Here is a 14,995-nt window from a genome sequence, read left to right as displayed (position 1 = left end):
ACGCAGAAAACTTTTTTTAAAAAATTATCACTTTTTCCCGGTCCTGCTTCTTTTTTCGATTGTCTGTACTATTTGTATTATCCCATTATTTATAGATCATTAATAATTCATTAAATGTCTGTCGATACTGACCGCATACAATACCTCTTCAGGTTATACACGCAAAAAGTGTGTACCCGTGAAGAGTTGCAGGAATTGTTCGCCTTTATAGCCCAGCCTGAGAACCGTGCAGTACTGGAACAATTGATGGATGCTGAATACGACGTGTTGCAACCACTTGCCACGGCGCCCGAAACCGATTGGGAGCATCTTTTTATACAAGCCACGCAAACCGTAAACGATAAAGTATACCCTTTAAACAACAGTAACCGGTTTAGATGGGCGCGGGTAGCGGCAGCGGCGGTTATTGTACTGATAGCAGGTTTGGGTGGCTATTCGATCATCAACCGATTGGCAAAAAATAATGTTGCAAAAAACAACCAGCCTGTTCAGCAACCCATAGAAGATGCACTGCCCGGGGGCGATAAAGCGGTATTGACCCTTGCCGATGGTTCAACGATCCCGCTCCAGCATGCACAAGACGGGCTATTGAGTAAACAGGGCCATGTTGAGGTAATTAAAAATAAGAATGGCGAAGTGGAATACAGATCAGGAAGCAACAGGCAATTGGCAAATGGCAATGAACAGGCTGCCATTTCCTGGAACATGCTTGCCACACCCAAAGGCGGACAATATCAACTGGTGTTGCCCGATGGTAGTAAAGTATGGTTAAATGCGGCTTCCTCTATCCGTTATCCGGTAGCATTTGCCGGTGATGAAAGAAGGGTAGAGATCACAGGCGAAGTTTACTTTGAAGTAAGCCACCTCCCGGCGCGGAGAGGTGTAAAAGGCAGGCTTCCTTTCATTGTTAACATCAACGGGAAGGCCGAAGTAGAGGTATTGGGCACCCATTTTAATGTAAGTGCCTATGATGATGAGGAGGCGGTGAAAACAACGTTGCTCGAGGGGAAAGTAAAGATAGCAAGTAGTGAGTGGCAAGTGGCTAGTGGGAAAACCGCTCCTGATCACAAAAAACATGAAGTGATCCTGCAACCGGGAGAACAGGCCGTGCTGACGGCCCACTCGCTACTAACTACTAACCACTCGCCCGACATTGAACTGGCTATGGCCTGGAAGAATGGGCTTACTGCTTTTAAAAGCGCTGATCTCAAAAGCATCATGCGTCAGGTGGCAAGGTGGTATAATATTGAGGTGGTGTACGAAGGCAATCTTCCGCAACGCCGTTTTACCGGTGGTATTTCAAGGAATGCCAGGCTTACTGAGCTATTGCGATTACTGGAAGTGAGCAGGGTGCGTTTCCGTTTTGAAAAGAATAAGCTGATCGTTAGTCCGTGAACACTAATGTAATAATGCTTGCCCAACGAAGCTTTTGCCCAAAAGCGCAAATACAAGAGCATATTGACTGTTTTATTGCTTAACCAAAACAAAACAAAGTTATGGATGTAGAAATTCATTCGGCTATGCGAATGGAAAAGCCTGAGCGTTGTCGAAGGACCAAAACACGGCTGATCATGAAACTAACTGCCGTTCTTTTATTGGCAACCTGTTTACAGGTAAGTGCAAAAGGGCACGCGCAAAGGATCTCTTTGTCTGAAAAGAACGCGTCCCTTGAAAAAGTGTTGAATCAGATCAAAAAGCAAAGCGGGTACCAGTTATGGTATGAAGACAGGCTGCTGCAAAAAGCACGGCCGGTAAATATTTCCGTTAAAGATGTTTTGCTTGAAGAAGCGCTGAAACAGGTGTTCATTGATCAACCGCTTACCTACGAAGTGGTTGGCAATACCATTGCCGTTAAAGAAAAAGTAAATGCGGCGCCGGCCACAGGGAAAGCGCCGGAAAATATCCTTCCGCCGGTTGATGTAACCGGCCGGGTGCTCAATGAACAGGGCGAGCCATTGGTACAGGCTACGGTGAGTTTACGTCGTGGCGGTGGCACCCAAACAGACATAAACGGGGTGTTTCTCTTAAAAGATATCTTACCCGAAGATGTAATAACTATTTCATACACCGGTTATGAACCCGTTACGGTAACGGTAGGTAACAAAACTTTTTTGGCCCTGGTATTGAAAGTGGCTGAAAAAGGGCTCGATGAAACGGTGGTGATTGCCTATGGAAAGCAAAAAAAAATAAGTGTCACCGGTTCTGTCACTTCAGTAAATATGCAGGATATGCGCACGCCTGTGCGTTCATTGACCAATGCGCTTGCCGGAAAAGTGGCCGGTATTATTTCCATGCAAACAGGCGGCGAACCGGGATATGATAATCCTGCATTTACCATCCGGGGCATTGGTACTTTCACCGGCAGCAATTCGCCGCTGATCATCATCGATGGCGTGCAGCGCGATGATGTGAACAGTTCTTTTGGCGGCGCTTACAATAATATCGATCCTGAAGACATTGCCTCTATCTCTTTACTGAAAGATGCCTCGGCAACGGCCGTATATGGCGCCCGGGGCGCAAATGGCGTATTGATCATTACCACCAGAAAAGGCGTTGCCGGCAAACCAAAAATTTCTGCGAAAATTGAAACGGGCATCACCGGTTTAACCAAAACACCCGATATGCTGGATGGCGTTACATACATGAAACTATTGAATGAAGCCAAAACCAATATGGGTGAGTTACCGGTATATAGCAACGAAGTAATTCAAAAAACAGCCAGCGGGTTAGATCCTTACCTGTATCCAAACGTAAACTGGATCAAAACAATTTATAAAGACTGGGCGCCCTTATACAATGGGAATGTGAATGTAAGCGGCGGCGGCGAGGCCATGCGGTATTATGTGTCTGCTTCTTTTTACGACCAGAACGGAAGCTATAAAGTATCCAAAACAAATGGCTACGATCCCAATCTTAATTTTAAGCGGTACGACTTTCGCAGCAATGTTGATGTGAACATCAGCAAAACCACGCTGTTGTCGCTGAACCTGGATGCCATGCTGGTAAATAGCCGGTATCCCGGTACATCGGCTGGCCGTATCTGGTATGCCGCCTATGCCACCAATCCCATTTCCTTCCCGGTTGCTTATCCGGGTGGTAAATGGGCCGGCCCACGCAACAACGGCGGTTCCAATCCTTTTAACCTGGTTCAGAATGCAGGTTACAGTACAGAATTCAAGCCCACCATACAGTCCATTATCAGCCTCGATCAAAAGCTTCACCGGGTAACAAAAGGGCTCGGCGCTATGGCCCGTTTTTCTTTTGATTCATACGGTTCATTCGATAACATTCGCGCAGGCACAAACGATCTGTGGTACGCCGGCTCAAGAGATGGCCATGGTAACCTGGTGTATGAGCAGGTAAGAACGGGCAACCAGTTCCTGGGTTACTCATCAGGCTCATCGGGCCAACGGGTTATGTACCTGGAAGGGAATCTCACCTACGACCGGTCTTTTGGCGCGCACAGCGTTGGCGGCTTACTGTTGTATAATATGCGTAACCGGGTAAACGGTTCGGCAGACAATGTGAAATTTGCCATTCCATACCGTAACCAAAGCGTTGCCAGCCGGCTTACCTATTCGTACAACGATAAATACCTCGTTGAATTAAATGCCGGTTATACCGGTTCCGAGAACTTTAAAAAAGGAGAGCGGTTTGGTTTTTTTCCGGCAGTATCAGTGGGTTGGGTAATATCCCGCGAAGCTTTTTTTGATCCGCTGGCCGGGGCCGTGAACCTTTTAAAAGTAAGAGCGTCGCATGGCGTTACGGGAAATGACCAGATAGGAGCGGGCGACCGCTTTGGATACCTTACCTATATTTCATCGGGCAACGGGGCTGCCTTTGGTTTAGGCCCTGCTTATTATTCGGGTATTACCGAAAGTGTGTTTGGCGTAGAGAACCTGCGATGGGAAAAATCTACCAAAGACAACCTGGGGCTTGAACTGGGCTTGTTTAATAAAGTGAACATTGTGGCTGATGTTTTCCACGACCGGCGAAGAGATATATTAATACAACGTCAATCCATTTCCTCTATCGGCGGTTATTCGCTCAGCAGTATTTATGCCAATATGGGGGAAATGAATAATAAAGGGATCGACGGCAGTATTGAATACAATGATAAGTTTGGCAGGAATACCCGGTTACGGTTGTTTGGGAATTTCACCTATGCAAAGAACAAGATCATTTTTGCCGATCAGCCTAAACGCACCAATACCTATCAGCAATGGGAGGGGCACCGCTACGGTGAGTTTACCGGTTATTCATCACAGGGATTATTCGTTGATCAGCCTGATATAGATAAAAGCCCTGAACAAAAACTGGGCAGTGTGTTGATTCAACCCGGTGATATCAAATACCGTGATCTGAACGGCGATGGCGTGGTTGATGCGAACGATTGGAGTTACCTGGACAAATCTTCTTTTCCTTCTTTATTATATGGCCTCGGTTTTACACTGGGTATTAAACAATTCGATATCTCGGTTTTTTTACAAGGCGTATCTGATGTGGGCATTATGGCCAATGGATCGGGTATAAGTGGTGCAGACGGCGCTGCCGGCGGCGTAGGTGTTGTTCCATTTGCCGGTATTGGCCAGTATCCGGGTAATGTACTATCGAATGTAACGAGCCGGTGGACAAAAGACAATCCGGTTCAGAACGTGGACTATCCCCGGTTGAGCGTTTCGAACCAGAGCAGTAATAATTATCAGAATAGTACCTGGTGGTTAAAGGATGGAAGCTTTTGCCGGTTAAAGCAGGCTTCTGTTGGTTATGACCTGGGTACGGCTTCACTCAGAAGAGCAGGCATTGCCGGGCTTTACTTTTATGCGGCCGCACAAAACCTGTTCACTTTTTCAAAATTCAAATTGTGGGATCCGGAGCTGGGTTCTTCGGGCGCTGCCTATCCCCCGGCACGTACCATAACCGTAGGAGTTAGAGCACAATTTTAAAGCGATTAAACGGAATTAACTATGACTAAAAATAAATGGATACAAGGCATTCTGTTTTTGATGGTGTCTCTTGTAATGGGGTCCTGCTATTACCTCGATAAAAAACCCGATAACCTGTTAACGGAAGATATGATCTGGCAAACCAGGGCAAACGCTGAATCTTATCTGCATAACATATATGGGTACATGCATACTACCGATGGCGGTGATTATGCCAGTATGGGTGCCAGCGACGAATCGAGCGTATGTATTAGCGGGGTAAATGTGCGTCAGATGGTGGCCGGTAACTGGAGTGCCGCCAGCGGTTATTTTTATAACTGGGGCGCCTTTTATGTAGGCATCAGGCAATCTTTTGTATTTGAAACCAATATCAACAAAGTGCCTGTAGTAGAGCTAAGTGATGAGTTGAAGGCGCAATACAAGGCGGAGAACCTGTTCCTGAGAGGCTGGTTTTACTGGCAGCTATTAAAACAGTATGGCCCTTTTGTTAAAATAACCGGGGTATTGAACCAGGGTGAAGATTATAACCAGTACCCAAGAGCGCCATTTGATACCTGTGTAGCCTATATCAACGAACTGATGAACAATGCGGCGCAAACCTTGCCGGTTTTCTGGAATTCTTCAGCCAATTATGGCCGGCCAACGAAAGGCACCTGCCTGGCCGTAAAGGCGCAGTTGGCTTTATTCGCTGCCAGTCCTTTATGGAATGGGAACACCCGCTTTAATGCGCTTAAGAACCAGGATGGAACGCCATTGGCTCCTGCCCAATATGATGCGGCAAAATGGAAAACAGCAGCCGATGCCGCCAAAGCAGTGATTGACCTCAATACCTATAAATTATATACGAATGCCGATGATGGCGGCGGCAGTTTTGATCCTTACCTGTCGTGCCGCGATGTTTTCCTCAGGTCCTGGAATAATGAGATCATTCTTTCCGTTAACAACTGGTCGTATTGGGGTTGGACAAAATGCGCTTCCCCGGGCCCCGGTGGTTATAACCTGTACAATGCCACGCAGAATGTAGTGGATGCTTTTAGTATGAATAATGGAAGAACGATCGATGATCCGGCTTCAGGTTATGTAGAAACCGGATTTGCTTCCACTGGTGGCGCCAATTCCTGGGGGCATAAACAAGGCGACTGGAATATGTATGCCAACCGCGAGCCCCGCTTTTATGCCTATATCCAATACAATGGGCGGCCTGTATTGCCTGCCCCAACGGTAGACGATAAAAACTATTATTCATCCGATGCCAATAAAAATGGCACCGGCCGGGTAGAGTTCTATTACAATGGAAAATCGGGTCAGAAATCAGCCGGCACTAATAATATTACCGGCTACGATGTGCTGAAAAGAGTAAATCCTTCCGATAACATCCGCAATGATGTTACTACCTACCGTCCGTATATCTTTATCCGGTATGCAGAAATATTGTTGAATTATGCAGAAGCATTGAATGAATATGACCCCGCCAATACAGACATTGTAAAGCACCTGAACCTGGTGCGGGAGCGGGCAGGCCTTCCCGGTATTGAAACCGTATATCCTGCGGCCGTTGGTAATAAAGATGAGATGCGGAAACATATTTTACGCGAACGGGCAGTAGAGCTGTGTTTTGAAGGCGACCGGTATTATACCCTGGTAAGAAGATTGTTGCTGGGAAGAACAGAACACCAGACCATATATGGAATGAATGTAAATGCGGATGACGGCGGACTGGGATTTTCCTTTACCGGCTTTTACCAGCGTACTTTATTCCAGAAAAGATATTGGGACGATCGCATGTACCTGTTCCCCATTGCGCAAAGCGACATGGAAAGAGACCGGGCGTTGGTGCAAAACCCGGGATGGTGAACGTGAATCACGTCCCTGGATCACTTTGTTTACATTAAATGCTACAGTACTATGACTCAAAGAATAAACTATTTATATACCGTTTGTTTTCTTTCGATCGCCTGTATAACAGGTTGCAAAAAAGAGGACGGCAACGGGCACCATGCGGGAGCGCCCATCGTCATTAATGAATTTATACCCGCACAGGGCGGAGTAGGCACCAGTGTATTGTTCACCGGTTCCAATTACATCAACGATACCAGCCAGGTATCAGTTACGCTGAATGGTAAACCATTAAAAGTCGTAGGCGTGAATGGTTCGCAAATAATGGCCGTAGTGCCGAAGAAAGCCGGTTCCGGCCATTTTGTGATCAGGATCGGGGACGACAGTGTAGTGAGCAGCGGTATTTTCAATTACGTATATACCAGAAGGGTAAGCACATTGGCCGGCAGCGATTCGGCCGGGTTCGCCAATGGCAAAGGTGCTGATGCGATGTTTAATTTCAGTGGCCAGGTATGGTACCGCAGTATGGGGATCGTGGTTGATGATGACCTGAACCTGTATGTAGCCGACCCGGGCAATCATTGCATCCGGAAGATCGACAGTAATGCCAATGTAACTACTTTTTGTGGCAACCCCGGCAGCTCAGGGTATGCCGATGGTAAGGGAACAGCAGCAAAATTCAGTTTGCCCTACGACGTTGCCCTGGATGCGAACGGGAATGTATGGTGTGTTGACCCCGGCAACTGGGACATACGAAAAATAACGCCTGATGGTACCGCCACTACCTGGGCCTGGGGCAATCAGGACCCCTGGAGTATCTCAGTTGATAAAACAACCGGTATCGTATATTATTCAAGTTGCAACTCTTCGGGAAATATTTATCCGGTAACCGGCCAATGGACAACCGGCTCGCCCGTTGTTTCAGGGCTCAACTATCCTGCAGGTATTAAGTTCGATAAGGCCGGTAATTTATATGCAGTGATAAACGGAGATAATATTGTCAAAAAGTTTACGGCTGCAACCTGGGCTGCCACAACAGTGGCCGGTCAATTGGGCAGTGCTGGTTATGTAAATGGGGCCGCAACGGTGGCCAAATTCGATCATCCCTGGGGGCTGGCGCTTGATGCTGCCGGTAATATATATGTTGCCGCCAATGGCACCTGGGATGGAGGTACTTACAATACCGATCAGTCTATCCGGTTTATCGATGCGGGTACATTCAACGTAAGCACGTATGCAGGGAGTGGCAGTGCCGGTTTTGCCGATGCGGTAGGAGAAGCGGCTGCATTCAGCGCACCTACCGGGGTAGCCGTAGATAAGAACGGTACCGTGTATGTGCTGGATAAGAACAATAACCGCATCCGGAAAATTATTTCTGAATAGCCATGAAAGGGGCTTTCCGATAGCTATCGGGAGGCCCCATCTTTACTCCTTATCCCCTCATTATTTTAATGCACTTGTATCATATGTTAACCATTCTTTTTAAGGCCTGGGGTAACGCCATGCGCGTTACGGCTTTTTTAACTATCCTTACAGCCGCAGCCTGTAGTAAAAAAAGCAGCGTTCCTACATCGGAACCTGATAGAACGGCAAACGGGTATTATGTATCGCCCGATGGCAGCGATGGCAATACAGGTACTATCAACAATCCTTTACGGAACATTAATACCGCTTTAAGCAAAGTGCTGCCCGGCGATACGGTCTTCGTACGCAACGGCACGTACGCCGAAAAGATCGTGTTCCCCAAATCGGGCCGGCTCGATAAATATATTACCCTGAAAGCATACCCGGGTGAAAAAGCGATCATCGATGGCACCACGCTTTCCATTACCGGAAAAGAAGCGCTGGTAACTATCCGTAACAATAGCTTTATCATTTTTGAAGGCTTTGATGTTTGCAATTATAAAAGCACTACACCCTGGGTAAATATCAATGGCATCCTGGTAGACCAGGGTTCGAAAAATATCCAGCTCAAAAAGAACAGGATCTATAATATAGAACATAATGTGAAACCCGAAGATGGCAGAAGCGGCCATGGTATTGAGATCATTGGTAATACCGATGTAAAGATGCAGTACATTCTGGTAGAAGAGAATGAGATCCACGACTGCAATACCGGCTATAGCGAAAACCTCACCATCAACGGTTATGTAGACAGTTTTATAATCAGGAAGAATAAAATATACAATGCAGAGAATATCGGGATAGATGCCGCCGGGGGCTATTGGGCCAACTCCAATCCCGCTTACAATTATGCCCGCAACGGATTGATCAGCGAAAACGAATTGTATAATATCGACATGACCACCGGGCCTATCGGTGGCGCGCATGGTCATGGTGCCATTGGTATTTACATCGATGGCGCGAGGAACATAACGGTAGAACGAAATAAGGTGCATGAATGCGACCGGGGTATTGGTATAGTCAGTGAGAACGATGCCTATCCCACCAGCAACTGTATCGTACGGAACAATTTCGTATACAACGGCTGGCGTACCGGCATTTATCTCGGCGGGTATTTAAACCATACCTCAGGCGGTACCAACGATTGTTATGTTGTCAATAATACGTTATATCAGAACGATCGGGTCACCGGCGCTTTTGGCGAAATAGAAGGCGAGATCCGCCTTACGGAACGCTGTAACAATAACGTCATTAAAAATAATATTGTGTATGCCCGTGCCACCGATGTGTTTGTACATAAATACACCACAACCGGCGCCAACAATGTGATCGATAACAACCTGTACTACACCACCGGCGCCACAAAATGGATCTGGAACGGTACGGAATATACCGGTTTTGCCGCCTGGAAAACAGCCTGCGGCGGGGATGCCGCTTCTACCAATGGCGCCGATCCGTTATTGATCAGCACGTTTGCGCCTGACCTGCATATTCAAACCGGTTCACCCGCAAAAAATACCGGGGTTGTTATTGCTGTTGCCGTGAACGGCGACATGGATATTGATGGAAATGCCCGCATCGTAAATAATAAAATAAGTAAAGGAGCCAGTCAATAGGCCCTGAGCGCCCTGAGCGCCCTGAGCGCCCTGAGCGAAGTCGAAGGGTCGAAGGGTCGAAGGGTCGAAGGACCGCAATGCGCTTAACAAAACGACATTGAATACACAACAGGCAAAATTAATTTCATAAAATGATTAGCGAATGAACGTATATCGTAAGCACAGACTTATCTTTTTTATTCTTTTAATAATAGCCATACCGGCCTGTTCAAAAAGTAACAGCGACCCGTCAACTGAGGCAGCAGCCGTGCATGTATATTACGTATCGCCCAATGGGAGCGACGGCAATGCAGGAACCATTAATGCCCCATTGAAAACAATTACCGCTGCATTAAATAAAGCGGTGGCCGGCGACACCGTACTGGCAAGAGGGGGTACTTATAATGAGCGGATCAATTTTCCCAGATCGGGTACCTCTGAAAAAATAATTACCTTAAAAGCATATGCCGGCGAAAAACCGGTTATTGATGGAAGTATGGTTACCGTAACCGGGTGGATGGCCCTGGTAACCCTGAATGCGGTACGTTATATTACCATTGAAGGATTTGATATCTGCAACCTGTATTCTTCCGCTTTTAATACCGATCCCCAGGGCATAGCTATCAGTGGAAACTCGAAAGACATCACTATCAGGAATTGTAATATCTATAATATAAAGAACAGCGCCAGCGTAAGCAACTGGCGAAGCGCACATGCCATTTTTGTGCTTGGCAATGGAACGGCTGCCATCAGTAACCTCGTGATCACCGGTTGCACCGTACATGATACCCAAACCGGCACCAGCGAAAATATTACGCTGGCAGGCAATATAGATGGTTTTAATATCAGCTATAATACAATCTATAATACGGAGAACATCGGCATCATTATAGCCGGGGGCGATAACCTGAACCCTAACGGTAATGTAGCCGCCAATTATGCCCGTAACGGGGTTATTAATAACAATGAACTGTATAATATTGATATGTCGCGCGGGCCCGTGCAAAACGGCGATCATGGCGCCATAGCCATTTATGTTTGCGGTGGCGCAAACACGGTGATAGAAAGGAACCGCGTGTACAATAGTGATCGGGCCATTGGATTGGTAAGTGAAAGTAAAACGTATGCAACGAGAAACTGTATTGTTCGCAACAACTTTGTATATAATTGCTGGCGTACCGCTATTTACATGGGCGATTACTTGAACTACGTAGGCGCCGGAACCAAAAATTGTTATGTTGTCAATAATACGCTGTTTCAGAACAACCGGGTCTTGGGTGCATTCGGTGAAATAGAAGGAGAAATACGGCTGACCGAAAATTGCGACAGCAACGTGATCAGAAATAATATTGTGTATGCCCGTGCAACCGATGTGTTTGTGCATAAATACACCGCCACCGGCAGCCATAATATCATAGATCATAACCTGTACTATACCACCGGCGTTCCCAAATGGATCTGGAATGGCAAGGATTACGCTGACTTTGCCGCCTGGAAAACAGCCTGTGGCGGAGATGGTGCTTCTACCAATGGCGCCGATCCGTTATTGATCAGCACTTCTGCGCCCGATCTGCATATTCAAACCGGTTCACCCGCAAAAAATACCGGGGTTGTAATTATGGAGGCTATAAACGGCAGCACCGATATTGATGGAGCGCTGCGGATCGTAAATGGTAAAATAAGTAAAGGGGCGAATCAATAGGCAATAAGCAATGAGGGAAGAAAGGCAACGAGGCATAAAGGCAACAAGGCAACGAGGAAAGCCAATAGGCAATAAGCAATAAGCAAAATAAGCAATAGGCAAAAAAGAAATGCCGGTTAAACTGAGTTGAAATTAAAATCACCGTGTCTATAAACAAAACATATGAGTTCGAGCCGTAGAAATTTTTTAAAGAATACAACAGCCGCAGCAGGCGGTTTATTATTACCGGGCTTAGCCGGATATGCTTCTGTGGAAGCATTGAATGATTCCGTATTGACCACAATGAATAAAGCAAAAAAAAGGAAACAGGTGTTCAATATGTGCGGCTATGCAGCCCCTGAGATACCTGTTGTACGAATAGGTTATGTGGGTATAGGCGGCCGGGGAAGCTGGGCCGTAAACCGCATCACCAATATAAAGAATGTTGAAATAAAAGCCTTGTGCGATGTGCGCGAAGCCGCCGTTAAAAGCAACCAGCAAACCTTGAAGAAAGCCGGCTGGCCGGCTGCTAAGGAATACTATGGTGATAACTATTCCTGGAAGAAATTATGCGAACAGGAAGATCTCGATCTGATCTACATTGCTACTCCCTGGGAATGGCATGTGCCCATTGCCGTATATGCCATGGAGCATGGAAAGCACGTAGCCGTGGAAGTTCCGGGTGCGCGAACGCTGGAAGAATGCTGGCAACTGGTGGAAACTTCCGAGCGCACCAAAAAGCATTGCATGCAATTGGAAAATTGCTGTTATGATTTTTTTGAGACCCTCACCATCAATATGGCGCAACAGGGTGTACTGGGCGAACTGATACATGCGGAAGGGGCGTATTTACATCCATTGCTCGATATGATGTTTGGCGGGAAACCTAAAAACACCGATGACTATGCGGGGGAAGGCGCCTGGCGTTGGAAAGAGAACCAGCAAAACGGCAACCTGTATCCAACGCATGGCTTGGGGCCGGTAGCCCAGGCCATGAATATCAACCGCGGCGATAAGATGGAGTATTTGACCTCGATGTCGTCGAATGATTTTATGATGGAAGCGCTGGCTGAAAAACTGGCCGCCAGTGATGCCTGGTATAAACAATACACCGGCAAACGTTACCGGGGCAATATGAACACCTCGGTTATTAAAACCAATAAGGGCAAAACCATTATGGTGCAGCACGATGTATCGTCACCCCGCCCGTATAGCCGCATTCATGCATTGAGCGGTACCAAAGGTTTTGTGCAGAAATTTCCGGAACCGGCTTTCATTGCCCTGGGCCATGAAGCCGTTGATGGTAATAAAATGAAACAGCTCGAAGAGCAATACACGCCTGAGTTGATCCGCCATGTGGAACAAGCGGCAAAAAAGATCGGCGGACATGGTGGTATGGACTTCATCATGGATTGGCGGATGATCGATTGCTTACGCAACGGTTTACCCTTGGATATGGATGTATATGACCTGGCCACCTGGTGTGCTGTTACTCCACTCAGTAGCTGGTCGGTTGCCCATCGCTCCAACTCCATCGATATGCCCGATTTTACCGGCGGATCCTGGAAGAACAATAAGCCCGTTGATCTAACGCTTCGCGGCGGGGGAAATACGGAGATCGTGAAGCAATAGGCCCTGAGCCCTGAGCGAAGTCGAAACGCGGCTGAACTAAACGACTCAGAATAGACAATAGGTAAAGTACGTAATATGTTAATCCAATATAAGGTATCTGTTCTAATACTAGTTTTGTTTTTGCGGTGTATCACTTCCTTATCCCAAACCGGTTATGAAAAAATAACGGTGTATAAAGGCATCGATTATACGGAGCTGCCCGACCCGCATCCGGCCGATGCGGTTTCCTGGAAAAATGCACCGGCTGAGGTAATGGTGAGTTTTGGAAGCGCCGATCTCCGCTATGCAAAAAGTAAACCGCCTGCTATTACTACTGCGATCACCCAATGGCGTACCACCGCCTGGAAAGGAGAAAAGGTGCATACGCAAGTGGTAATATCCACGAAAACACCCATAAAAGGCCTGCGTATAACCGCCGGCGGTTTAAAAGACGGTAAAGGCCATAACATTCCTGCTACAGCCGTTTCAACCGGATTTGTGAGGTTTGTTCTTACTGATAGCCTGAATAAAGAAGGCCATGGTTGTGGAATTGATACAACGGCTACTGCTCATAGGGAACTGGTAGCCGATGGAATTGATTGTATAGCGCAAAAAGACCTGGCCGCTTTCACCACCCAGCCGGTTTGGGTAACGATAGCGGTTCCGCAAACAGCAGTGGCCGGAAAGTATACCGGGCTGTTGTACCTCCACATCAATGGCGGTACCCGCACGCTGCCATACAGCATACAGGTAAAACCGTTTACCCTGCCTTCACCGGCACAATGGACGTATCATCTCGATCTGTGGCAGAATCCTTATGCCATTGCCAGAATATACGGTGTAAAGGAATGGTCGAAAGAACATCTTTACAGGATGCGTCCCTTTATGCAAATGTTGGCCGGGGCCGGACAAAAGACCATTACGGTAAGTATGATCTATGATCCCTGGCGCTCTCAAACATATGATGTATACAGGTCCATGATCAAATGGAACAAAAGGAAAGATGGTAACTGGACATACGATTATAGCATTTTTGATCAATGGGTCGGTTATATGCAATCGCTCGGTATCAACAAGCTGATCAATTGTTATACGATGGTTCCCTGGAATAATAAATTCTATTATTACGATGAAGCCTCGCAACGCGATACGCTGTTGATCGCAAAAACCGGAACGCCCGAATATGAAGCCCACTGGCGGCCTATGCTTACCGCTTTTGTACACCACCTGAAACAAAAAGGGTGGTATCACAAAACGGCCATCGCTATGGATGAGCGGCCGCTGGAAGATATGCAAAAGGTGATCAGGCTGGTGCGAAGTGTAGACAGGGACCTGAAAATTTCCCTGGCGGGTAGCTATCACGGTGAAATAGCCGATGAAGTATACGACTATTGCATAGCATCTGCGGAAAAATTTGATTCACTGGTTTTACGTAAAAGAACAAATGCCGGATTGCCGACCACGTATTATACCTATTGCTATGAAGGACGCCCCAATACGTTTACTTTTTCTCCACCGGCAGAAAGTACCTGGCTGGGCTGGTATGCAGCCAATAAACAATTCAACGGGTATTTACGCTGGGCATACAATTGCTGGCCACGTAACCCCATGCAGGATTCAAGGTTTAGTACCTGGTCGGCCGGTGATACCTATTTCGTTTATCCCGGTGGAAGTTCTATCCGGTTTGAAAGACTGATAGAAGGCATCCAGGATTATGAAAAGATCAGGGTGTTGAAAGAGCTATATAAAGACCAGCCGGCAAAACTGCAACCCCTGCTGGATGTAATAAAAGAGTTTGAAACAGCCGCGCTGAACGATCAACCAGCCGCAGCGCAATTGCAAAAAGCAAAAGCTGTTTTGAATGCTTATTGACCCGTGTCACGGTCCTGAGCGAAGTCGAAGGGGAAACCGTGTCACGGCTT

General features: G+C 47.0%; 8 protein-coding genes. All 8 read left to right on the top strand.

The window, feature by feature from the left end; translation table 11 throughout:
- Positions 1–114: 114 nt before the first annotated feature.
- The 8 genes from FAM09_RS14200 to FAM09_RS14165 all read left to right on the top strand — a co-directional run bounded on the left by FAM09_RS14200 (position 115) and on the right by FAM09_RS14165 (position 14,945).
- A complete protein-coding gene (locus tag FAM09_RS14200; protein WP_136577776.1) occupies positions 115–1,395 on the top strand; it encodes a FecR family protein in 1,281 nt (426 codons plus the stop codon).
- 101 nt (positions 1,396–1,496) lie between these two features.
- On the top strand, positions 1,497–4,946 hold the full coding sequence (locus tag FAM09_RS14195) for a TonB-dependent receptor (RefSeq protein ID WP_136577775.1): 3,450 nt from the start codon (positions 1,497–1,499) through the stop codon (positions 4,944–4,946).
- A gap of 21 nt (positions 4,947–4,967) precedes the next feature.
- Positions 4,968–6,800, top strand: coding sequence for a RagB/SusD family nutrient uptake outer membrane protein (locus tag FAM09_RS14190; RefSeq protein ID WP_136577774.1), 1,833 nt, complete (start codon positions 4,968–4,970; stop codon positions 6,798–6,800).
- Between the two features lie 51 nt (positions 6,801–6,851).
- Entirely contained in the window at positions 6,852–8,165 is a 1,314-nt protein-coding gene (locus tag FAM09_RS14185) for an IPT/TIG domain-containing protein (RefSeq protein ID WP_136577773.1), read from the top strand.
- Between the two features lie 83 nt (positions 8,166–8,248).
- Positions 8,249–9,802, top strand: coding sequence for a right-handed parallel beta-helix repeat-containing protein (locus tag FAM09_RS14180; RefSeq protein ID WP_136577772.1), 1,554 nt, complete (start codon positions 8,249–8,251; stop codon positions 9,800–9,802).
- 142 nt (positions 9,803–9,944) lie between these two features.
- Positions 9,945–11,483, top strand: coding sequence for a right-handed parallel beta-helix repeat-containing protein (locus FAM09_RS14175; protein WP_136577771.1), 1,539 nt, complete (start codon positions 9,945–9,947; stop codon positions 11,481–11,483).
- 162 nt (positions 11,484–11,645) lie between these two features.
- Positions 11,646–13,094, top strand: a complete 1,449-nt coding sequence (locus FAM09_RS14170) for a Gfo/Idh/MocA family protein (protein WP_136577770.1) — start codon at positions 11,646–11,648, stop codon at positions 13,092–13,094.
- A 114-nt stretch (positions 13,095–13,208) separates the two neighbouring features.
- Entirely contained in the window at positions 13,209–14,945 is a 1,737-nt protein-coding gene (locus tag FAM09_RS14165) for a DUF4091 domain-containing protein (RefSeq protein ID WP_166437141.1), read from the top strand.
- Positions 14,946–14,995 lie beyond the last annotated feature (50 nt).

The sequence above is a fragment of the Niastella caeni genome (genome assembly GCF_004834005.1).
GTDB lineage: Bacteria > Bacteroidota > Bacteroidia > Chitinophagales > Chitinophagaceae > Niastella > Niastella caeni.
This window is presented reverse-complemented; position numbering and strand designations above follow the sequence as displayed.

Coding starts and splice junctions, on each gene's coding strand:
- FAM09_RS14175 (WP_136577771.1), top strand. CDS start 9,945: ATGAACGTATATCGTAAGCACAGACTTATCTTTTTTATTCTTTTAATA.
- FAM09_RS14200 (WP_136577776.1), top strand. CDS start 115: ATGTCTGTCGATACTGACCGCATACAATACCTCTTCAGGTTATACACG.
- FAM09_RS14185 (WP_136577773.1), top strand. CDS start 6,852: ATGACTCAAAGAATAAACTATTTATATACCGTTTGTTTTCTTTCGATC.
- FAM09_RS14170 (WP_136577770.1), top strand. CDS start 11,646: ATGAGTTCGAGCCGTAGAAATTTTTTAAAGAATACAACAGCCGCAGCA.
- FAM09_RS14195 (WP_136577775.1), top strand. CDS start 1,497: ATGGATGTAGAAATTCATTCGGCTATGCGAATGGAAAAGCCTGAGCGT.
- FAM09_RS14190 (WP_136577774.1), top strand. CDS start 4,968: ATGACTAAAAATAAATGGATACAAGGCATTCTGTTTTTGATGGTGTCT.
- FAM09_RS14180 (WP_136577772.1), top strand. CDS start 8,249: ATGTTAACCATTCTTTTTAAGGCCTGGGGTAACGCCATGCGCGTTACG.